Origin of the sequence: Leptospira weilii serovar Ranarum str. ICFT (genome assembly GCF_000332415.1) — a bacterium.
GTDB lineage: Bacteria > Spirochaetota > Leptospiria > Leptospirales > Leptospiraceae > Leptospira > Leptospira weilii_A.
The window spans coordinates 45613-65676 of record NZ_AOHC02000007.1 but is presented as its reverse complement, the minus strand read 5'-3'; the positions used below and the strand labels follow the sequence as shown (position 1 = coordinate 65676).

The window sequence follows — 20064 nt, the reverse complement described above, 5'->3', positions numbered from 1 at the left end:
AAGAGATTCTTTATATACATAAGAACCAAATAAGAAGAATACGGTGGCTCTTTCGGAATTAGAGATAAGAGTCTTCTTGAATCGGCCATTGCTCAGCCGTTTTCTGGATTTGACAATCAAGAATTCCATACTGGTTTAATACAAAAGGCAGCAGCATATTTATTCTACCTTTGCAAAAATCACTCCTTTATAGATGGGAATAAGCGAGTCGCACTTGCCTCAGCTCTGATTTTTCTAGATTTAAACGGAGTCGAGATGGAAAATCAAGAAGATTCATTGTATGAAGTCACGATCGGAGTAGCTGATGGAAGTGTTTCATTAGAGAGCGTTATAAAGACTTTCGAAAAGCTAAAACTTTAATTCTGTTTTTTAATAGAGGAGGGGCTTCTGCGCCTAACTTCGGCTTCTCGCTCCGTTCGTCACTCACGGTTCCCGCTCGCGCTTGCTCCGGGCTAAAGCCACATTGCTTTGTCACTTCGGTTCGCGAGACGTTCGCTAAGGCTCACTCAAACCTCATGTCAACCGCATCGCGCCAAAGCGCTTGCGGACGCAACGTCGAGAAGTCTCTTTCGTTAGACGACATTGCGTAAACTGAAAGTGATTTTGAAAACGACTCAAAAATGAAGGAGCACGGGATCAATTTAAACTAAAAATTGCTTGAAACTCACACATGTCGATGTGTAGACTTGTAAAAAGAGTAAGAGATGGCTACAAACTTAAATATCGATCCAAAATTATTAGAGGAAGCTTACACAGTAAGCGGTTTACGAACTAAACGTGAGACCGTAAATCTGGCTTTGATTGAATTTATCAAACGTCATAAGCAGAAAGACATTTTAAAATTTATTAATTCAGTCGAGTATGATAAGAGCTACGATTATAAAGAAGCCCGGAATAAAAGATAAATCTCCTTACCTTTAATGAAATTACTAGTAGATACTTCAGTTTGGTCTGAAGCTTTAAGACGAAAAGGTAAAACCCTTAAATCAGAAGAAACTTTCCTTTATCAAATTATTCAAACCGAAGATGATATCTCTGTTACTGGGATTATTCTTCAAGAAATTCTTACGGGAATCAGAGAGCCGAAAATATTCTCAGAAATAGAAGAGCAGTTTCGATATTTTACCTTTCTCTCTCCTTCTGAAAGAGATCATATTGAAGCAGCAAAATTAAGAAATGCACTTTCTAAAAAGGGAATTGTATTAGCTACAATTGATGCGTTAATCGCTCAGCTTGCAATTACTTATAATCTAATTCTTGCAACTTATGACAATGATTTCCTAAGACTTTCCGGAATTACAAAGTTAAAGACTCTCAATTTCGAAGATTATAAAAAATCAAAGAGAAAACGCAACATCGACTAACTTCGACTTCTCGCTCCGTTCGTCACTCACGGTTCCCGTTCGTGCTCGCTCCGGGCTAAAGCCACATTGCTTTGTCACTTCGGTTCGCGAGACGTTCGCTAAGACTCACTCAAACCTCGTGCCAACTGCTTCGCGCACAGGCGCTCGGAGACGCAACGTCGAGAAGTATCTTTCGTTAGGCGACACGATCGCTAAGTTTAGCCTTAAAAGGAAAATTAAGACCTGCTTTTGTCTTTTTACTATCTTGACAAAAGGCATACTTGCGCATATACTTGTCACAAGGAGAATACAGTTATATGCCTCAAGTCTCATTATATCTTGATCAAGATACTTTAAAAAAGATAGAAACCGCCGCTAAGAAAGAAAAGATTTCTATTTCCCAGTGGGTTAGAGTGAAAATACAAAGCTCTTTAGATAAGAATTGGCCTGAAAATTATTTTAATCTTTTTGGTTCCATTAAAGACGAATCGTTTTCTGAACCTAAAAAGTTAAAATTTACAACTGATACGAAAAAGGAAGAATTGTGAATTACTTTCTCGATACGAATACTTGTATTTATTTCTTAAAAGGTAGAAACGAAAATATTGAGAAGAATATTAGAAAGTTAAATCCAAATCGTATTAAAATACCTTCGATTGTAAAAGCAGACTTACTTTTAGGTGCATTAAAAAGTAACGATAAAAAGAAGAATAGAGAAGTTGTTTTAAGTTTTCTCGATCCATTTGAAATCATCGGATTTAATGACAGAGAATCCGAAATTTATGCAGAAGTTCGAAGTGATTTAGAAATTCAAGGAATTCCTATTGGTCCAAATGATTTGGTAATTGCTTCAGTTGTTCTAAGTTCCAATGGAATTTTAGTTACCAATAATGAGAAAGAATTTAAAAGGATTCCAAATTTAAAGTTGGAAAATTGGCTTTAGCTTTTTTGATCCAAGGCGATTACTTCGTATAACTTCGGCTTCTCGCTTCGTTCGCCACTCGCGGTTCCCGCTCGGACTCACTCCGGGATTCGCCACATTCGCTTTGTCACTTCGGTTCGCGGGACGCGACTAAGGTCGCTCAAGCCTCCGTCAATCCCTTCGCGCACAGGCGCTTGCGGCCGCAAACGTCGAGAAGTCTCTTTCGTTAGACGACACGATCGTTAAACTTCACAGTAAAAGTTAAACTTTGAAAGGAAAATAGATTATAGAACGCTCTTTGGTTTCAAAAGCGGTTTGACAAAAGAATTATAATGATATATTTTGAATAAAAATGAAGGTATTTAAATATGTCAAAAACGATTACTTTAAGAATTGATGATCCAATTTATGATATTTTCAAAAAAGCTGCAGAAGGGGAGCGGAGGACGATTTCTAATTTCGTTGAAAACGCAGCTATCCAATATTTAACGAACGAATTCTATGCTTCAGATGAAGAAATGGACGAAATTCTTTCGAATAAGCAACTTGTTTCATCTTTAAAGAAAGGTATTAAGGAAGTGGCTCAGGGAAAATATAAAGTTGTCCGTTGAATATAAAATAGCGGAGACAGAATTATTTCAAAGTAAGTTAAAAGATCGTCAATTTTCTCAACTTCAAAAGAAGCTGACCGATTACGTTTATCCAATTTTAAAACAGAATCCATTCTTTGGACCTAATATAAAGAAACTTAAAGGTGATTTCGATGGCCTTTATCGATATCGAATTGGAAAATATAGATTATTTTATCTGATAAAAGATAATGAACTATTAGTTGTCTTCGTTGATATTGATCAACGAAAAGATAGTTACAAGTAGTGTGCGATCGCATCGCCTAACTTCGACTTCTCGCTCCGTTCGTCACTCACGGTTCCCGCTCGGACTCACTGCTGGCACCGCCACATTCGCTTTGCCGTTCGGCTTGTGATCGCTCACTAAGGCTCACTCGAACCTCCGTCAATCCCTTCGCGCACAGGCGCTCGGAGACGCAACGTCGAGAAGCCTATTGCGTTATGCGCAATAGTGGCTAAAAATGAATTTGAAAGCAATTCTTGAGTTTGAAGCTCTTATTGAGGAAATCAAAAGAAAAAGAGGTGGTGCAAGTAAATTTTTACTTGAAAATCAATTTAAATTGTATATTTTAGCGATATACAAATGGAATTGCCAGATTTAAGCCAAATCACTGGTTTCGATTGGGACTTAGGTAATATTGAAAAGAATTGGAAAAAGCATAAAGTAAAACCTGGTGAAATAGAAGAAATCTTTTTTAACGATCCTTTACTAGTAGTGCCAGATGATTACCACTCAAGAAAAGAAGATCGATATATTGTTTTAGGAATTACGAATGAAGGAAGAAAGTTATTTGCAGTAATAACAATTCGGAAAGATAAGATTCGACCAATTTCAGTTCGTGAAATGACTCCTCGGGAAAGAAAAATCTATGAAAACTCGTAAAAAAATACCTCATTTAAAATCAGAAAGCGCAGAAATTGATTTTTGGTCTAAAAATGATTCGGCGGATTATATCGATTATTCAAAGGCTAAAAAAGTATCTTTTCCAAATTTAAAGCCTACAACAAAAATGATTTCTTTAAGATTGCCGGAAGCATTAATTGATAGATTGAAAGTTATGGCAAATAAGAAAGATATTCCGTATCAATCTTTAATAAAGCTTTTGCTTTCAGATAAAGTAGAAGAAGAGCTTAAGAGATAAGGCAGTTCAAGCCACTACTGCAACTCACTTCGACTTCTCGCTCCGTTCGTCACTCACGGTTCCCGTTCGGACTCACTCCGGGCTTCGGCACATTTGCTTTGTGATCGCTCGCTAAGGTTCGCTCGAACCTCGTTCCAATCCCTTTCGCACACAAGCCGCTTGCGGACGCAACGTCGAGAAGTCTCTTTCGTTAGCTGAAATGGCTATAAATTTGTTGTAATTTAAGGCAAATCTAATAAAGAACCGCTTGACGAGTATATATCTTGATATATACTAATTTCGGAGAAAGTTTAATGCAAACGGCAAAATTATTTATAAACGGAAGAAGTCAAGCGGTCAGATTGCCAAAAGAATTTCAATTTACCGGAGACGATGTCCTTATTCAAAAAGTCGGAGAAGCGGTAATCTTAGTTCCAAAAAATAAGGCCTGGAGCGTATTTTTAGAAGGATTAAATGGGTTTTCAGATGATTTTCTGGAGGAGGGAAGAGAACAACCGAAATCTGATAAAAGAAAAAAGCTTTAATGTATCTTTTAGATACCAATATTTGTATTTTTCTAATTAAAAAGAAGAACGCGGTTCTTTTGGGAAAGCTTAAGAAAAAAATAAATAAAGATCTATTTATTTCCTCTTTAACCGTCGCGGAGCTTGAATTTGGAATTCAGAAAAGTGAACATAGGGAAAAAAACAAAGTCGCACTGATTGAATTCTTAACAATTTTCAATATACTTTCTTTTTCTGATAAAGATGCTGAGTCTTATGGGTTCATTAGAGCTGATTTGGAAAGAAGGGGAAGCGTAATTGGTTCGATAGATATGCTTCTTGCAGCTCAAGCAATTGCTAATCATTATATTTTTGTCACTAATAATACAAAAGAATTTAAACGAATTAAGGATTTAAAAATCGAAGATTGGACTCAATAGCGATCCAATCGCCACTACTTCACCTAACTGCGGTTTCTCGCTTCGTTTGTCACTCACGGCTTCCGCTCCCGGAACGCGAATCTCGAGGGAGTCTCATTCGTTAGACGAAATTGTGCAAAATGTCAATTTATTGAGAAATGAAATTTTAAATGAATATATCCGCTTGGCAGATATATCTATATTGCAAGCATATGGTAAATGATTCGGTCTTTTGGAGACAAGGAAACTGAAAAAAACTTCCATCAGGAGTTTTTAAAGAAATTTCCACCCGGGATCCAAAGTAGGGCTTTGATAAAGATATTACTAATTGAGAATGCAGAAATGGAGGAAGATTTACGCACACCTCTATCGAACGATTTTGAACATTTAAGAGGAAACAGAAAGGATTTTTGTTCAATTAGGATCAATAAGCAATGGAGAATTATATTTCGATTCTCACAGGGCAATTGTTTCGATGTTTCCATTGTTGATTATCGCTAAAGTGAGGATGTTATGAAGTCAAAAAGAATTCCGACGCCAACGATTTCTGAAATATTAAGAGAAGAGTTTCTTGAACCTTTAGAGATAACGCCTTACCGATTAGCAAAAGAACTGCACGTTTCTACTTCTACGATTCTTGAGATTCTTCATGATAAAAGGAAAGTTACCGTTGATATGTCCTTAAGACTCGCTAAGTTTTTCGGGATGTCAGATAAATTTTGGATTAACCTGCAGAATGATATAGAGATCAGAAAACAAAAAGAAAAGTTAAAAGAAAAATTAGAAAACATCCAAACGTTGCAACAAACTGGTTGAAATTGCGCAACGTCGACAACTAACTTTCATTAGGCGACATTGGCCCGGGATAACAGCCAAAGTATTCGGTTCCAAATACGTATTGGAAATTCCAAATCCTACGATTTTATCTTAGAATTCTAAAATAGATCGTGTGCAGAACGGTACTTGCGGTATTATTTCTTTAAATTTTGGAAAACGAATAAAATTTCTCTCGCGATCATTTCGCAAGTTTCCAAATATTTTTCCGAAACTTCTTCCGCATGATCGTAGGCTTTGGGGTCCGCATAAGGTAAACTGATTCTTGTTTCCGCTCCGGGAACAAACGGACAGGCTTCATCCGCCGAAGAACAAACCATAACGGCGATGAATTTTTCCTTCGGATTGATCGGATCGGAATATAACTTTGAAAATGCGATCACAGGTTGTTGTTTTGCCTTAAATGCGACGGCATATTTGGGATTTTGTGCGTTATGCGTCTCTTTATCGATTTTAAATCCGACGTTGATTAAGGCTTGAACGGAACGGATGTAAAACTCGGTCGTTTCCGTGCCGCCGGAATACGCTTCGATTCCGGGGAGTTCAAGAAAATCTGCGGATGCCAAAGCCAGCATCTGAGCGATTTGGCTTCTTCTGGAATTATGCGTACAAACAAAAATCAGTTTAGAAAAATCGTTTTTCGAAAACGAATTTTGAATGGTTTTAGAAAATTCGATCAGAGTTTGTTTTCGAAGATCGTCGATCCTGGAAAATTCACACGTTCTATTTTTTAAAAACGATTTTAACGGATCGTATAAATCGCTCATACGGCGGTTTCCTCCAAATGAAACTTTTGTCCAAGTTTTTTGCAATCACTATGATCACTCACGACGACTCGAAGCGGGCGCTCCTGCGCTTGTATGGTTCATAAAACAAGGTAAGGCTGTGCAACGCGCAGGCCGGGCTCTCCGCTCCGGTCAAGTTATTGTGTTTCTCCAAATACATTCAATTTTTGTAATTCCAATAACTTGACCCCGCGTCGATCCCTAGCGCAGAGACTCATAGAAAGCGGCGCTGCCTGGGTTACTTCGCTGCGGGGAAATTAAAACGAACGCCTTCCTACCATAAATTGAATTTAACTTAGAGCGATTCCACGGACGTTTCCATCGTGAAAGCGGTACCCGAATCGACACAACACGATCATCCTAAAAAATCAATCCACTCCGCTGCGTCTAAAAAAAAACTGCAATAACTTACGCACTTGAGCCGGGGCCAGTCCGTTCCCGAAAAATTCTCCGTCCACCCAAATTTCAAAGTGAAGGTGAGTGTTATCCGTCGAACCCTTTGCTTCCTCGATAAGGCCCGAGTTGCCGACCGTGCCGAGGGGATCTCCCTGTTTGACTTTATCACCCGCCTTAACATTCTTACGAATCGAAGACAAATGATTGAAACTCGTCATCACACCGTGACCATGATCGATCCAGACTTGTCTTCCGCCAAAGTCCTTTTCGACGTAAGTAACGGTTCCTTTTTGAGACTCGGTCGTATGATACTCATAGTCGGCGAGCGTCATAGGAGAATACGAATGATCCGCACGAACGATAACCCCGTCCGCGGGAGCGACCGCCTCGTCTTGAAAATTTAGGTTCCGAATCTGCCCATCTATATTTCTTTTTTTGTATATATCAATTCCCTTATGAACTCCGTTACGATAAGTTCTGGGCGCGTTGGGAAGTTGAAAGTCTAAACTCGGAATCAGCCCGCCCGGGACGGGAAACGTATAACCTCGAAGTCTGGGTTCGATTCCGTTTAAGAGTTTTTGATTTAAAAAAAGTTTGAGATCGCTGATTACCGCGCCCTTGTCGGTTGTGTCCGGAAAAAAAATCCTTAAAACCGAGGCGTCCAAGTTTTCGAGTTTATGAAAATTGTGCAAATTTACATTCTGATTTACGAATATGGTTCTCCAGTCGTCTCGGATCAAAACCTGGATCTCGTATTTTTTTACGGCTCTTTCCTTTCTAAAAAGAGGAACCGAAATTTCCAGACCGTTGATGAGTCTTTTGGAACCGAAGTCCACGATGATCCATTCCGAACCGGGGCGATTGGCCGAATACCAATGAGTGTTCGAATCGGAATCAAAAAGATTAAAACCTCCGTACTCGGACGAAAAAGAAGAAGATACGGAGTAACTAAAGGGCGCCGTGGTCCATCTACCGAAATCGATAAAATCCACTTCGGAGCCGAGGTTTCCGTAGGCGGTCGGAACCCCCTCCGCGGAAGTGAACACAACCAGGAACGAAAATCCGATTGCTACAATCAAATTTTCTAATTTATAAAAATGGAATGGATTAAACATGAAAAGGTTTGCCCGGTTCCGTTTTGAGTCCGTTTGTTTTTTCGATTTCCCAGGCATCCAAAAATCTACCGTCTTTTTGAGTCAAGTCCGGTCGGAGCGAGATCGGGGCGCCTTTTGAATCCGCGTATAAGGATCTTCTACCGAAAAATCTTCCGCTTACTTCTTCGGGCCAAGGTTTTTTCTCTCCGTTTCCCGTCATCTTCCAAGCGTTAAGAGCGCTTTCACAAACCGCCTTCAGTTCCTCGGGGTTTGCGGAAATGATATGATCCGGCCCGTCCAGGGTTTGATCCAAGGTAAAATGTTTTTCGATCATACAAGCTCCCAAGGCAACCGCGACCGAAGCCGCGACGTTTCCGGCGGTATGATCGGAAAAACCCACCGGAAACGAATAAAGATTTTTGAATGTTTCCACGACCTTAAGATTCGCTTTTTCGGGAGGAGTGGGGTAAAGGGAAACACAATGTAAAAGGCAGAGTTTGTCCGTTCCTTCCTTTTCCAAAAAGGAGATCGCGCGATTCACTTCAAAAAAGTCCGCCGCGCCCGAGGAAAGAATTACGGGAAGTTTCGACTTTGCGGTCTCCAAAAGAAGGGTTTTATTGGTCACGTCTCCGCTTGCGATTTTGACCGCGGGAACTTTTAAACTTACGAGAAAATTCAAAGAACGGATACAAAGAGGTGTGGAAAAAAAAACCAAACCTTCTTCTTCCGCCGTCTTTTGGAATTTTTTATGCATCGTTTCGGATAGTTCATACTTTTTGAATATATCAACGAGGATCTTCGCGTCCGGGTTGTGGACGTCTATGAATTCTTCCGTGACGTAGGATTGAAACTTAACGGCGCGCGCCCCTGCCTTTTTTGCGGCGGCGATCGTTTTTTTACCGATCTCCTCGTCGTTGTTGTGATTGAGTCCGATTTCAGCGACTACGATCGGAGGATGTTCGGGACCGACGTTCAGTTCGGATGTGATTGTAAATTCTTTGGAAAAGGTCATGGTTTACTTCGTGTTTTTATTTTTTAGATGGATATATAAGATTTCGGTTCATCAGCTCGTAACTTAAGTTCCAAAAAGATTTCGCTTTGAGATGATACGTTTCGCATTTTACGGGATCGTTTTTACATTCTTCCGTTTCTCCGATTCTGGGAACGATCGAAAAGGAAGAATTTCGAACCTTGTCCGTAAAACCGTAAAAGATCCAATTGTTCTCGATCCAACCGAAAAGATTTCCGAAAGCGAAGTAGGCGACTCCTCCGGAAATACGTTTGTCCAAAAGATCCCTTCCCATCGCCGAAAATCGAACCTTCTTGCCGACGATTCCAAGAACGGTCGGGATGACGTCGAGCTGAGAAGAAATTCGAGGATCGATCTTGGAAGGAATTTTTCCCGGAGAATAGATCAACAAAGGAACGTTTCTATCTTCGAAATAATCCAGATTTCTATGATGCGAATGATCTCCCACAAAGATAAAAACCGTATTCCGAAAATAAGGCGCCTGCTTGGCTTTTTCCAGAAAGGAGTGGAGCGATTTGTCCGAATAACGATATACGTTGAAGTAATCGGCTTCCACGAGTTCGGAGGAAAATACTTCGTCTTCCCGAGTCGGGACTTGATAAGGATAATGAGTGGTTAACGTCAAAGCGACCGCGAGAAACGGAGATTTTTGCTTCATTAGAATTTCGTGTAATTCGTTTAACAAATCCCCGTCGTAATACCCCCAAGGCCCGGGTGTGTATTTTTGCAGGAAATCGAAGTGCTCCCGACCGAGGATCGTATCAAAACCCCAGTGAGAAAACAAAAAACTCATGTTGTCGAAGTTTACGTCGCCGCCGTGAACGAACACGGTATCGTATCCGATCGATTTCAAAATCGTACCCAAACCGCCGAAACGACTCAAAATCCGAGGAGTTCGCACCACCGTCAAACCGGGACCGTCCGGAATTCCGGTTAACGTGGACAAAAGCCCGTTGGTGGTTCTTCCACCCGATGCGAAAAAGGAAGGGAAATAGGTTCCTTCTCGGATCAAATCCTCGAAATGAGGAGCGATCCGTTTTCCTTCGGGAAGAATTTTCCCGTTTGTGTATGCGTATTTTCCGGTCCAACTTTCCAAAAGCACCAAAACGATGTTAGGCGGTTTTTCGGGATTGGTCTCGTCGGTTTCCCGGAGTAAAGGATATTCTTCCGAGACGAATTTCGCCCCCGGATATTCGATTTCCTTCCGGACTAAAGCGACCGCATTCGGAAACGAAACCGACAAATTGCTGGGAATCGATTGATTCCGGATGTCCATGATGGAAGTAAAAATTCCGTTCAAAACGAGTTGGTTAACCGCATAGGTTTCCGAGATCATAGCGTCGCTCGCTCTTAAAGGTCTGGATTGAATCCCGCCTCGTGCGAACAAAAACAAAATCGGAGGAAGGATCAAAAGTTGAATCAGTTCGGCTCTTGTTCGAGCCGGATCGAAAGTATATAATTTTTTTTGAATATACTTGAAAACCGAAAACGGCAACAGAATTCCGATTGTCGCACAAGAAAGAACCGCCAAAACCGTATGTCCGACAAAGAAAGATTTCAGGATGATCCAAAATTCAGGCCCTAAAAAGACAAACCCCTCGTAGCCGACGTGTTTGTTGGTTTCGGAAAAATAAATAACATCCCCCATCAGATGCGCCGAGGCCCAAAAGAACAAAAGGATGGGAACAATTCCCCAAAAGGACGAATAAATTTGAAAACGATTGAGAGGATGGATCGCCGAAAGGATCCAGGACGGCCCCAGAAGAATCGCGCAGACGGAAAGGTCGAAACGAATTCCGACTAAAAACGCCGGAAGGATTTCGAGAGCGGATGAAAATTTGGAAAAAAATACCAAACACCAACAAAGTCGATACACGAAGAATAGGATCAAAAATCCGATCGTAAAGCCCGAAAGGATTTTGAGATTGGAAGGAATTCTTTTGAACATCCGAATTCTTTTTAGGAAAATAAATTCCAAATCTGAAAGACGACGAAGGAAGTAACATATGCTAAAATTGTCATATACGTAAAAAGGAATGCGGGCCAGAAAACGGAATTGGTCTCTTTTTTGACGACAGCGAGCGTGGACATACACTGACAGGCAAACGCAAAAAACAAAAGTAAACTGACCGAGTTCCGGAGCCCCCAGACCGTTTTTCCGTTTTCATCCTTGTCTTTGCGGATCGCGTCTTTGAGACCGTCCGTCGACTCTCCGACGCCGTAGACGATGGAAAGGGTGGAAACCATAATTTCTCTTGCGGCAAAAGAAGTTATGATTCCGATTCCCATCTTCCAATCAAAGCCGATCGGTTTTAAGACCGGTTCCATAAATTTACCGGAGGCACCCGCGTACGATTCCCGGATCTGAATTTTTTTGAGTTCCGAGTCGGTAATGTTCGGATAAAGGGAAGAGTCGATTCTCGGGTAATTCGCCAAAAACCAAAGTAGGATCGAAATAAACAGAATGATCTTTCCCGCCGTCTCTAAGAACGCTTTCAATTTTTTGAATACTGTCAAAGCCAGACTTTTGATCGAAGGGGTGTTGTAAGCCGGAAGTTCCATCAAAAAGTAGGATGAATCCGATCTGAAAAAAGTCTTTTTAAAAACGAGAGCCGCCAACATGGATGCGATCATTCCCAAAAGAAAAAGTCCGAACATCGTAAGAGCTTGGATGTTGAAAATTCCCCAGAGATTACCCGCGGGAAATACGGCTCCGATGACAAGGATATATACCGGATAACGCGCCGAACAGGTGATCAGGGGAGCCACGAGAATCGTAGTGAGTCGATCCGATTTGTTTTCTATCGTTCTCGTTCCCATAATCGCGGGAACCGCACACGCCGCCGAAGACAACAAGGGAATGAACGATTTTCCCGAAAGGCCGAACCTTCCCATAAATCGATCCATCACAAAAGACGCCCTCGCGATATAACCCGTTTCTTCCAAAATGCCGATAAACAAAAACAAAAGTGCGATCTGAGGAATGAATACGAGAACCGCTCCGACTCCGCCTATGATTCCTTCCTGAATCAAAGAACGAAGGGGACCTGCGTCTAAAAATCCTCCGACAAAACTTCCGACGTTCCCGACGCCCGATTCGATCCAATCCATCGGAGTTTCCGACCAGGTAAAAAGCGCCTGAAAAACCAAGGCCATGATTCCTAAAAAGGAAACCATTCCCCAAAAAGGATGTAAAAGAATTTTGTCCGCCTTGGAAAGAGCCCTTTTGTTCGGGATCGGGTCGCCTACGATCGCATTACTTAAGACTTTTTTAATGTAGATGGATTTTTGAGTCAGTTCTTCAAGATAGGTGAAACGTTTTTCGAAACGGTCGAATTTTTCCCGAATGAGTTTTACGGAATTTTCGGGAAAAAGGGAAAGACCGGGAAGACCTTTTTGTAAAACCTCTCCGGAAAGTTCCTTCAAGGAATTGATCAAGACGAACTTTAAAGAATTTGAATGTTCCGCGGAGAGGGATTGTAAAAGACCGTCGATGAATTTTTCCCTTTCCGAATCCCACGGAAAAGATCGGATTGGAATTCGAAACGCGCCGGGAGAAACGATCCAATCCTTGAGTTCCGAAACACCTTCTCCGTTTTTGGGATTTACGTACTGAAATAAAATTCCGAATTCATTCGAAAGAGAATCCAACTCCAAGCCGATCCTTTTTTTTTCGAGAACGTCCTTCATCGTGACCGCGACCAAAACCGGAACGTTTAATTCCAGGATCTGCAATAAAAACTGGAGACTTCTTTCCGCGAGAGAGGCGTCCATCACAAAAAGGATTCGGTCCCCTTCCTTGTGGCCGATCAAAACCCTGCTCGTAACCTGTTTGTCTTCGGAGTTTCCGCCGAGGCTGAACGCGCCCGGAAGATCCAAAATTATCAAGGAACGTTCCGAGTGATGTAAAATTCCCTCCGCCTTTTCAACGGTCACACCGTGATAGTTTCCGGTTTTTTGCCTAAGCCCTGTTAGGCGATTGAAGAGGGTGGATTTACCGCAATTCGGATTTCCGACCATAAGAATCCGGGAAGTTTTCGTTTGTATATCAGAGTGACCCAAGGATGTCTCCGACTTGAATCAACTCCGCTTCTTCCTCGCGGATTGCGATCTCCACTTGACCCGCGCGGATCACGATTTTTTTTTGAGAGGAATATTTTTCAAGAACGAGAATTTTCGTTCCGGGTAAAAGGCCGATGTCCAAAATGTTTCGAAACAGATCTTCCTTTCCCGGTTTGGAGATCAAGGAAATGATGGAAGTTTCCCGGCCCTTTTCCAATTCGTTTAACATCATATTAGAAATTTATCACGGTCGCGGACGAGGTCGATGTCCGGAGCCATCGTTTTGACGTATCGATCGAAATAGAGGATCTGTTTGATCAGAAGTCCGAATTCTTTCGGAATTTTCAAACCGTTTCGAAGGGAAATTTCGCGGAACTCGAAAAGAATCGCGTTTAACTTTTTGTCGTCCAAAGATTCCAAATCGCCCATTTGAACCTTCAAAATCATCTCGGTCATTCTCGAAAAAACGGCTTCCAAATCCCGCGCGAGTTTTTTCTCGTCCACTCCTTCGGCGGTGGAATCCATTTGAATCAGACCTTTTGCGATCTTTTCGGTTCGATTGAGACTCAAACCCTCCAGGAAAATCATCAAACCGTCCCAGACTCGGGGCGAAATTCTGCCCACGATGCCGAAATCGATAAAACCCACGGTTCCGTCCCTAAGGATCATTAGATTTCCTGCATGTACATCCGCGTGAAAAAAACCGTTTCTGGAAAGAGTGGAAAACCAAATTTCGAGAGCGGCCGTGAGCGTTTTTTGCGGATCGGAGGAATACTTTCGGATCGAATTTTCATCCGTGATCGGCGCCCCGTAAAAACGTTCCATGGTGAGAATTTTTTTCGTGGACAATTCTCTGTAAACCTTGGGAACCCTGGCCCTCGTTTCCCCCATGGAAAGAAGACCCTTTTCGAACTCTTCTATATTGTCCGCTTCCTTATAAAAATCAATTTCTTCTAATATAGATGTTTGGAATTGTTCGACCATGTCGGAAATGCCGGACTTACTCAGAGCCGGCGCAAATCTTTCGAAAAGAACCGAAACGAAGTAAATGAGGTTTAAATCGGCGGATAACGTGGATTCTATATCCGGCCTTTGGACTTTGATGACGACGTCTAACCCGTCTTTGGTGACGGCGGAATGAACCTGCGCGATGGAGGCCGAGGCGATCGGAATCGGTTCCACGTTGTAAAAATGATCCTCAATTTTTCCGCCTAACTCCTTTTGAACGATCTTTACGATCGTGGAGTAAGGAATGGGCCGGATGGAATCCAAACACTTTTGCATTTCCGTCACGAACTCATCCGGAAAAAGAGAAGGAGCCGACGCGATAAATTGACCTAACTTGATGTACGTGGCGCCTAACTCTTCGAACGCTTCCCGAAGACGAATCGGAAAGGTTTCCGTCGAATCTCCTCCTAACGCGAGATCTTTTAAGAGGAGAACCGTTTTTGTGTAGAATACAAAACCGCTGTTCAGGATTCGAGTGGCGCCGTCAAAGCCCATTTTCAGGGAATCAAAAAAACCGGTCATAATCACAAAGATTTTGAACTTCGATTCAAATGACAAGAACAGAAAGGCTCCGTAAAAAACGAAGGAATTCCCTAAATTGTATAGGAGGCAAAACCGCTTTTTTGTTTACGAACGAGCGCAAATTCTGAATATGGCTACATAAAATACTCCTTCCCGGCGTATCTTCTCTTATGAGTAACGATTCAGTATTACTTCAGGAACTCGACAAACTAGAACAGAACGACCTGAAGAAAGTCGGGACTCTTTGGAACCTTACAAAACTTCCTTATAAAGAAAAAAATAAAAACGTAGCGCATCTCTACGAAATTTTTCAGGACGATTTTTATCTCAAAGGAGTTCTTGAAAAACTCACTCAACTTCAGGTTACGATCTATACGAGTATTCTTAAAAATAAGAATGTACTCACTCTCGGGGAAATTTCGAGAAAAGTAAACATCCCTCCGATCAACGTGGAGATGGAACTGAACCTTCTTCGAAAGTACCAACTCGTATATCAGAGAAAAAATCGGGAACGTCTTACTAATAATTTAGATAAATATCATGCGTTTGAGGAAATCGCAGATCTGGTTCCTCTCGAACAAAATCTCAAAGGGGATAAATATAAGATCTCCCTGGAAAAATATCTCGATCGTAAAAAAACGACCGAAATTTCCGAAGAGTGGAAAGCGGCGGTTAAGACTCCGAAACAACTCGACGGAATGAAAAAGTTTTATTCCATCGCATCTTCCGAAGAAGGAATCGATCTAAATCTTCAGTCTCTCGCCGATTTGGAAAGGGACACACTCGTAAGAATTTATTTAAGCGGCGGCGTTTCCGAGGCGGAGGACATCCGCAGTTACATCGTAACCAGTCGCGGAAAGTACGAACAGATCGTTCCCGCTCTGATCGCAAAGGGGCTTGTCGTAGACGTTTGTTTTGTGGACGAAAAATTCGTTCGTGTGTTTGTCATTCCCGATGAAATCTTAAAATACGTTCAGACACATCCGATTTTACCTTCCGTCAAAAAAGGCACCAAACAAAGGACTGAAAAACTCGCGACGAACGACCTCGATTTTTTTCTCAATACGAAAAAATTAATTTCTTACATCAGTCGCAAGGGATTGGTTCTCGCAAAGTCGGGAAAGGTAAAACAAGCCGATCACAAAAGGACGGAGCAGGAACTTCTCAATCCGGATATAGGAATTTTTCCGGAAAAAAGTCAGATCTATCAGATGGAACTCATACTTCCGGTGTTGAAACTTTTGAACCTCGTGGACATCAAAGGCGAAAATATCGTTCTGAAAGAGGAAGTGAGCGAGTTCAACGGAAGAGATATTTTCGAAATCATGAAACTCGTCGTACACGAGGTCAACGAAGCTCGGACGAAGAGAGTCGTGCCCGCGGAAGTTTTTATCGCGACCGAAATGCCTTTTTATGACAAACCGATCCTGGATAAATGTGTGAGTCTCATTATCAAAGCGAAACGGATTCATCTATCGGTGATTTTTTCCAATATCATTCGGGAACATATGATACTTTCTCCCGGATTTAGGACGAAAAATTTTCAGTCCGACCTTGCCGAACTGCGTAAGGAAATCATGAGCGTCATTTTTTATCTGCATCTGTTCGGACTTTTGGAAATTGAATATCCCAATCGTTTTCTCGCGCTTTCCAAGTTGGGAGAATACTTCTTTCAAACCGGAGAACTTTCTCACAAGACGGAGAAGGGTGGGATTACGATCAACCCGGACTTTACGATCATCGCATTTCCGGATCGGGTTTCGATTTACGGTCTTCATCTTCTCAAGGCGTTTACGGAACTGAAGGATTACGATCGTGTTTATACGTTCGTTCTGACCAAGGAAGCCTTTCAATTGGGGATTCTTCTCGGGTATAGACCCGCCGAGTTCGTCGACTTTTTGAAAAGTTCCAGCAAGGCCGATCTCGCGCAAAACCTTCTCTTTTTATTGGAAGATTGGGGCGGAAATTTACCCGTAGTCGATGTCACGGAAGATTGCGTTTTGGTTCGTACGAAAGATCAAAATACGATGGAACTACTACTCGGGCAGATTAAAGGAAAAAAAATCGTTTTGGATGAAATCGGTCCGACGGCCGTTCTTGTGGATAAAAACAGAGTGCAGGACGTGATTACCGTTTCCGAAAAATTAAATCTGATCGTCAATCTGATTCGCTGACGGCGAACCTGATCGTTGTTATACGTAAACCCTGTCCTGGAAACAAAAGCAGCGCCTCTCTATGGATCGGCATCCAGGAAGTGAGACGTTTCGAGTTTTTTGAGACAGGTTCCGATATTCGAGATAAAAAAGTTTAAAAACGGACTGAGAGAATTATTCTTCCACTTTGATTTTGGTTTTGAATTCCCATTTGCGATAGGGTGCAATTGCTTGAAGTCTCTCGTCCGTTACGAAAAAGAGGGCTTCTCCGTATTTAACCAATCCGCCTTTGTAATGTGCGTACTTGGTTTTATGATCGATGAGACCTATCTCCCGAACCTTACTCCAATCGTCGCAAGTTTTGAGAGTGGGGACTTTTCTAAGATGTAACTCCTTGATCTTATTGTCTTTAACGGAGTCTCTGAGTATCTTTTCCCATTCCATAAAGTGCAAATTAAAAGGAAGGGGGGAAAAATCAAGGGTTTTTGCAAACGATCGGAGAGAGATAACGCGCCGTATGATTTCTTAAAGTTTAAAAAATTCCACTTCGTGTTTTAACTCTTCCGCCAATTTCGCTAAGTCGATCGATCTGGCGCTAACTTCCTCCGAGGACGCCGCGGAAGATTGGTTGAGTTCGTTGATCGTAGTGATCGTCTTTGAGATTTCTTCGATCGCGGTTTTATGTTCGCAGACCGCAACTTGAATCACGTCGGCTCTACCTTTCACTTGTTTTGCGGTAAGATTCATCTGTTCGTTTTTGGAAAGTTGATTTTCCATAAACCGATTCACTACTTTCATCTGTTGATCGATTTCGGAAATTCCTTGGATGATTCCCGAGATGAGTTTTACGGTATCGGTGATGTTTTTAATTCCGACGCCGATCTCGGTTTCGTTGTTCTGAATGATATGTTCGATGTTTTTGACGCTGGTCGTGGTTTTATCCGCGAGTTTTGAAATTTCATCGGCGACAACCGCAAAACCCTTTCCGGCGCTTCCGGCCCGCGCGGCTTCGATCGCGGTGTTTAACGCCAGGAGATGAATCTGTTCCGAGATCGTGTTGATGATTTCGATAACTCCCGAGATATCCTCCGAACTATGGCTGATCTTGTTAATCGAATGATTGGTCAGTTCCAAAGAATTCCCGCCCTTTTTAGCGTCTTCGGCGATCTTTTCCACATCGGACATCGTTTTTTCCAAATTGTGAGAAGTAGCGTGAATGGAACTTGAAAATTGATTCATATCCAGAGCGAGTTGATTCAATAAGACTACTTGTTCCTTCGTTTGGTTTTCCATTCCGTCCATACCGGCGGAAATCTCCTCGATCGAAGCGGAAATTTCTTCCGAAGAAGAAGCTTGGTTTTGTGCGTTTTCGGATATGAAGTCCGTTGCCTTGGACATTTCATCGGAGGAGTCCGCAAGATTTTCGGACGCGTTTACGATCTTATTCAAAATCTTTTTCACTTTTTTGTTAAACGAATTGATGGAAACGGCCATCTCGCCGATTTCATCCATCGAAAGAACCTTGAGTCCTTTCGTAAGGTCTCCTTCCGCCATGGCTTCCAAAACGTTTTTACTTTCTTCCAAAGGAAGGATTCTTTTTCTAAGAATGAGATGGATCAAAAATCCAATAAAAAAAAGACCCACAAAGGAAATTCCGACCATCGCGTAAACGCAGACGATCGCTTCTCCCGCGATTTCCTCGTTTTCGATCGAAGTGAACGTGATAAAATCGTATTTTCGATTCTGATTGAGAATCATATATTTATATTTTTCGTTAAAAAGATAACGAATCGGAACGTGGTTCCGATAATCTTTCACTTGCTGATAAAACGAAAAGCTTTTCAAATTTTTCAGATTGAAAGAAGGGTTAATGTGATTGATGATCACTTCGTTTCGATCCAAAAGACCTGTATAACCCGATTTTCCGATCCGAATGGAGCCGATTAGTTTGTTTGTAAGATCCGCTATTTTGAGGGAATAGGCGATGTAGACGTTTGTATTTTCCGAAATCGTTTCCAAAACCAAAACAACGGGAGTGTTTGAAACGGGAGAAAGGGCCGACTCGCTTAAGAACATCTTTTTTCTTGAAATCGTTTCTAAAATAATGTCTTCGGAGGGAAGTTGAAAATTTTTGAGATCTCGATTGTTGGAAAGAGTTCCGGCGCCTACAAAAACTTCCCAAGATTGATTCTCCGATTTGATAAGCGAAATGGACTCGTACTTGGGAGAACGATCCAGGAGCGTTTCTAAAAATTTCCGAGTTTCGTCGGTTTTGCCGTTTTCGATTGAAGAAAGAAGTAAAGGATTGTTTTTCAGTTTTTCCGCGTCCGATCGAACCTCCTCAAATATCGATTCCGTGAAAATGTTTAGAGTATGGTTCATGTTGATCATCTGATTGAAATACGATTTCCGAATTGCCGAATAGTTGAGCTTGAACACAAGACTGGAAACCGCGATTGCAAGAATGGACACGATAAAGATAAAGGTTATCGTGAGAGAACGCGTTAGGCGACTCTTCACCAAAGATGAAACTTCTACGTTGTCGAACACACCGGACCCGATCAGATCGGAAGTCAATTTTTCGGTGACTAAGAACGTATACACTCCTACGAAAAGAGACATGATAAGCGTAATCGCACCCAGATTGTAATAATCGGCCGTGTCTAAAACGGCAAATCGACTTAGAATGGCGATGACGACGGAAGCGGTGATTAAAATTCGAAAAGCGATTTCGATCGAATGAAAAAGGGGAAGGCGAAATACGGATCTCTGCGCGTTTAAGGAAATTTCCTGATCGATAATTCCTTTTTCGACGATAAAAAGATATTTTTGAATGGGCGCCAACCTCCGCATATCCGAAAAAGCGGCGAACGCAAGAGTAAAAACCGCGGTCGCTAAAGTGATACGGATCGCGATTTGAAGTTGATCGGGATCCATTTCCAAAAACGTTTTGTAAAATAAAATCGCCACACCGACAGCGAGAGTGAAACCTACGACCTCGGTAATCAAAATGAAATGAAAGATAAATTTACGAATCGAATTTGTACTGTTGCCGTTCATATTGTTTGTTCCGAGGTAATACGTTATGCGAGCTTGACGTATTTCCCGTGTAAAATTTAGATTTTTACGTTTATTAACACAAGGATAAAGTAAAAAATTACGTAAAATATAACGTTAGTCTTCATTTAATGATCTATCGCTCTGGAGATAGGGAGGCGGAAAGAATTTCAAAAAATTCGATAG

Annotated in this window: 23 protein-coding genes; 14 read left to right on the top strand and 9 right to left on the bottom strand. The window is 41.7% G+C overall.

Annotated features, from left to right (window positions below):
* Positions 1 to 57 precede the first annotated feature (57 nt).
* From LEP1GSC060_RS19075 to LEP1GSC060_RS00735, 13 genes are all read left to right on the top strand, one after another.
* The gene (locus LEP1GSC060_RS19075; RefSeq protein WP_080634483.1) at positions 58 to 360 is read left to right on the top strand and encodes a type II toxin-antitoxin system death-on-curing family toxin; all 303 of its coding nucleotides are present in this window, start codon (positions 58 to 60) and stop codon (positions 358 to 360) included.
* 344 nt (positions 361 to 704) lie between these two features.
* Positions 705 to 905: a type II toxin-antitoxin system VapB family antitoxin gene (locus LEP1GSC060_RS00790; RefSeq protein WP_036094985.1), complete on the top strand. Its 201-nt coding sequence runs from the start codon at positions 705 to 707 to the stop codon at positions 903 to 905.
* Positions 906 to 920: 15 nt separating this feature from the next.
* Complete coding sequence (gene vapC, locus LEP1GSC060_RS00785) at positions 921 to 1364, top strand: type II toxin-antitoxin system VapC family toxin (RefSeq protein ID WP_002993710.1); 444 nt, start codon at positions 921 to 923, stop codon at positions 1362 to 1364.
* A gap of 296 nt (positions 1365 to 1660) precedes the next feature.
* Positions 1661 to 1891: a ribbon-helix-helix domain-containing protein gene (locus LEP1GSC060_RS00780; RefSeq protein ID WP_002993645.1), complete on the top strand. Its 231-nt coding sequence runs from the start codon at positions 1661 to 1663 to the stop codon at positions 1889 to 1891.
* Positions 1888 to 2286 (top strand): type II toxin-antitoxin system tRNA(fMet)-specific endonuclease VapC, encoded by a 399-nt coding sequence (gene vapC / locus LEP1GSC060_RS00775; protein WP_002993730.1) that lies wholly within the window; start codon positions 1888 to 1890, stop codon positions 2284 to 2286. Before LEP1GSC060_RS00780 ends, vapC (LEP1GSC060_RS00775) begins: the two co-directional genes overlap by 4 nt.
* 347 nt (positions 2287 to 2633) lie before the next feature.
* Entirely contained in the window at positions 2634 to 2876 is a 243-nt protein-coding gene (locus LEP1GSC060_RS00770; RefSeq protein WP_002993698.1) for a type II toxin-antitoxin system TacA family antitoxin, read from the top strand.
* Positions 2866 to 3141, top strand: coding sequence for a type II toxin-antitoxin system RelE family toxin (locus LEP1GSC060_RS00765; RefSeq protein WP_036094976.1), 276 nt, complete (start codon positions 2866 to 2868; stop codon positions 3139 to 3141). The genes LEP1GSC060_RS00770 and LEP1GSC060_RS00765 overlap by 11 nt, the downstream gene beginning before the upstream one ends.
* A gap of 336 nt (positions 3142 to 3477) precedes the next feature.
* Positions 3478 to 3777, top strand: a complete 300-nt coding sequence (locus LEP1GSC060_RS00760; protein ID WP_036094973.1) for a BrnT family toxin — start codon at positions 3478 to 3480, stop codon at positions 3775 to 3777.
* A complete protein-coding gene (locus LEP1GSC060_RS00755) occupies positions 3764 to 4036 on the top strand; it encodes a BrnA antitoxin family protein (RefSeq protein ID WP_002993716.1) in 273 nt (90 codons plus the stop codon). Before LEP1GSC060_RS00760 ends, LEP1GSC060_RS00755 begins: the two co-directional genes overlap by 14 nt.
* 293 nt (positions 4037 to 4329) lie before the next feature.
* Positions 4330 to 4560 carry a type II toxin-antitoxin system antitoxin VapB gene (vapB, locus tag LEP1GSC060_RS00750; RefSeq protein WP_002993651.1) on the top strand — a complete coding sequence of 77 codons (231 nt, stop codon included), beginning with the start codon at positions 4330 to 4332 and terminating at the stop codon, positions 4558 to 4560.
* Complete coding sequence (gene vapC, locus LEP1GSC060_RS00745; RefSeq protein WP_002993765.1) at positions 4560 to 4958, top strand: type II toxin-antitoxin system tRNA(fMet)-specific endonuclease VapC; 399 nt, start codon at positions 4560 to 4562, stop codon at positions 4956 to 4958. The genes vapB and vapC (LEP1GSC060_RS00745) overlap by 1 nt, the downstream gene beginning before the upstream one ends.
* 198 nt (positions 4959 to 5156) lie before the next feature.
* On the top strand, positions 5157 to 5438 hold the full coding sequence (locus LEP1GSC060_RS00740) for a type II toxin-antitoxin system RelE/ParE family toxin (RefSeq protein WP_036094971.1): 282 nt from the start codon (positions 5157 to 5159) through the stop codon (positions 5436 to 5438).
* Positions 5439 to 5450: 12 nt separating this feature from the next.
* On the top strand, positions 5451 to 5753 hold the full coding sequence (locus LEP1GSC060_RS00735; protein ID WP_036094969.1) for a HigA family addiction module antitoxin: 303 nt from the start codon (positions 5451 to 5453) through the stop codon (positions 5751 to 5753).
* A 155-nt stretch (positions 5754 to 5908) separates the two neighbouring features.
* Here LEP1GSC060_RS00735 and LEP1GSC060_RS00730 read toward each other — a convergent pair whose 3' ends face one another.
* The 7 genes from LEP1GSC060_RS00730 to LEP1GSC060_RS00700 form a co-directional block, all read right to left on the bottom strand.
* Positions 5909 to 6538 (bottom strand): low molecular weight phosphatase family protein, encoded by a 630-nt coding sequence (locus LEP1GSC060_RS00730; RefSeq protein ID WP_002993744.1) that lies wholly within the window; start codon positions 6536 to 6538, stop codon positions 5909 to 5911.
* Between the two features lie 386 nt (positions 6539 to 6924).
* Entirely contained in the window at positions 6925 to 8067 is a 1143-nt protein-coding gene (locus LEP1GSC060_RS00725) for a M23 family metallopeptidase (RefSeq protein WP_002993687.1), read from the bottom strand.
* A complete protein-coding gene (locus tag LEP1GSC060_RS00720) occupies positions 8060 to 9058 on the bottom strand; it encodes an N-acetylneuraminate synthase family protein (RefSeq protein WP_002993752.1) in 999 nt (332 codons plus the stop codon). The genes LEP1GSC060_RS00725 and LEP1GSC060_RS00720 overlap by 8 nt, the downstream gene beginning before the upstream one ends.
* 16 nt (positions 9059 to 9074) lie before the next feature.
* Positions 9075 to 11024: an LTA synthase family protein gene (locus tag LEP1GSC060_RS00715; protein ID WP_002993753.1), complete on the bottom strand. Its 1950-nt coding sequence runs from the start codon at positions 11022 to 11024 to the stop codon at positions 9075 to 9077.
* Between the two features lie 11 nt (positions 11025 to 11035).
* Positions 11036 to 13138, bottom strand: coding sequence for a ferrous iron transport protein B (feoB, locus tag LEP1GSC060_RS00710; RefSeq protein ID WP_002993742.1), 2103 nt, complete (start codon positions 13136 to 13138; stop codon positions 11036 to 11038).
* Positions 13125 to 13370 (bottom strand): FeoA domain-containing protein, encoded by a 246-nt coding sequence (locus tag LEP1GSC060_RS00705; protein WP_002993718.1) that lies wholly within the window; start codon positions 13368 to 13370, stop codon positions 13125 to 13127. The genes feoB and LEP1GSC060_RS00705 overlap by 14 nt, the downstream gene beginning before the upstream one ends.
* Positions 13367 to 14668, bottom strand: a complete 1302-nt coding sequence (locus tag LEP1GSC060_RS00700; RefSeq protein ID WP_036094966.1) for an ABC1 kinase family protein — start codon at positions 14666 to 14668, stop codon at positions 13367 to 13369. Before LEP1GSC060_RS00700 ends, LEP1GSC060_RS00705 begins: the two co-directional genes overlap by 4 nt.
* A gap of 170 nt (positions 14669 to 14838) precedes the next feature.
* Between LEP1GSC060_RS00700 and LEP1GSC060_RS00695 the strand changes: the two genes are divergently transcribed.
* On the top strand, positions 14839 to 16842 hold the full coding sequence (locus tag LEP1GSC060_RS00695; RefSeq protein ID WP_002993748.1) for a hypothetical protein: 2004 nt from the start codon (positions 14839 to 14841) through the stop codon (positions 16840 to 16842).
* A 153-nt stretch (positions 16843 to 16995) separates the two neighbouring features.
* Here LEP1GSC060_RS00695 and LEP1GSC060_RS00690 read toward each other — a convergent pair whose 3' ends face one another.
* Together LEP1GSC060_RS00690 and LEP1GSC060_RS00685 are read right to left on the bottom strand one after the other, a co-directional pair.
* Positions 16996 to 17265, bottom strand: coding sequence for a hypothetical protein (locus LEP1GSC060_RS00690; protein ID WP_002993672.1), 270 nt, complete (start codon positions 17263 to 17265; stop codon positions 16996 to 16998).
* Between the two features lie 81 nt (positions 17266 to 17346).
* Entirely contained in the window at positions 17347 to 19881 is a 2535-nt protein-coding gene (locus LEP1GSC060_RS00685) for a methyl-accepting chemotaxis protein (protein ID WP_002993739.1), read from the bottom strand.
* Positions 19882 to 20064: the final 183 nt, after the last annotated feature.

Excerpts from the sequence above, each read along its gene's own strand:
- LEP1GSC060_RS00790 (WP_036094985.1), top strand. The coding sequence starts at position 705 with ATGGCTACAAACTTAAATATCGATCCAAAATTATTAGAGGAAGCTTAC.
- vapC (WP_002993710.1), top strand. The coding sequence starts at position 921 with ATGAAATTACTAGTAGATACTTCAGTTTGGTCTGAAGCTTTAAGACGA.
- LEP1GSC060_RS00780 (WP_002993645.1), top strand. The coding sequence starts at position 1,661 with ATGCCTCAAGTCTCATTATATCTTGATCAAGATACTTTAAAAAAGATA.
- LEP1GSC060_RS00770 (WP_002993698.1), top strand. The coding sequence starts at position 2,634 with ATGTCAAAAACGATTACTTTAAGAATTGATGATCCAATTTATGATATT.
- LEP1GSC060_RS00760 (WP_036094973.1), top strand. The coding sequence starts at position 3,478 with ATGGAATTGCCAGATTTAAGCCAAATCACTGGTTTCGATTGGGACTTA.
- LEP1GSC060_RS00755 (WP_002993716.1), top strand. The coding sequence starts at position 3,764 with ATGAAAACTCGTAAAAAAATACCTCATTTAAAATCAGAAAGCGCAGAA.
- vapB (WP_002993651.1), top strand. The coding sequence starts at position 4,330 with ATGCAAACGGCAAAATTATTTATAAACGGAAGAAGTCAAGCGGTCAGA.
- vapC (WP_002993765.1), top strand. The coding sequence starts at position 4,560 with ATGTATCTTTTAGATACCAATATTTGTATTTTTCTAATTAAAAAGAAG.
- LEP1GSC060_RS00740 (WP_036094971.1), top strand. The coding sequence starts at position 5,157 with ATGATTCGGTCTTTTGGAGACAAGGAAACTGAAAAAAACTTCCATCAG.
- LEP1GSC060_RS00735 (WP_036094969.1), top strand. The coding sequence starts at position 5,451 with ATGAAGTCAAAAAGAATTCCGACGCCAACGATTTCTGAAATATTAAGA.
- LEP1GSC060_RS00730 (WP_002993744.1), bottom strand. The coding sequence starts at position 6,538 with ATGAGCGATTTATACGATCCGTTAAAATCGTTTTTAAAAAATAGAACG.
- LEP1GSC060_RS00725 (WP_002993687.1), bottom strand. The coding sequence starts at position 8,067 with ATGTTTAATCCATTCCATTTTTATAAATTAGAAAATTTGATTGTAGCA.
- LEP1GSC060_RS00720 (WP_002993752.1), bottom strand. The coding sequence starts at position 9,058 with ATGACCTTTTCCAAAGAATTTACAATCACATCCGAACTGAACGTCGGT.
- LEP1GSC060_RS00715 (WP_002993753.1), bottom strand. The coding sequence starts at position 11,024 with ATGTTCAAAAGAATTCCTTCCAATCTCAAAATCCTTTCGGGCTTTACG.
- LEP1GSC060_RS00705 (WP_002993718.1), bottom strand. The coding sequence starts at position 13,370 with ATGATGTTAAACGAATTGGAAAAGGGCCGGGAAACTTCCATCATTTCC.
- LEP1GSC060_RS00700 (WP_036094966.1), bottom strand. The coding sequence starts at position 14,668 with ATGACCGGTTTTTTTGATTCCCTGAAAATGGGCTTTGACGGCGCCACT.
- LEP1GSC060_RS00695 (WP_002993748.1), top strand. The coding sequence starts at position 14,839 with ATGAGTAACGATTCAGTATTACTTCAGGAACTCGACAAACTAGAACAG.
- LEP1GSC060_RS00690 (WP_002993672.1), bottom strand. The coding sequence starts at position 17,265 with ATGGAATGGGAAAAGATACTCAGAGACTCCGTTAAAGACAATAAGATC.
- LEP1GSC060_RS00685 (WP_002993739.1), bottom strand. The coding sequence starts at position 19,881 with ATGAACGGCAACAGTACAAATTCGATTCGTAAATTTATCTTTCATTTC.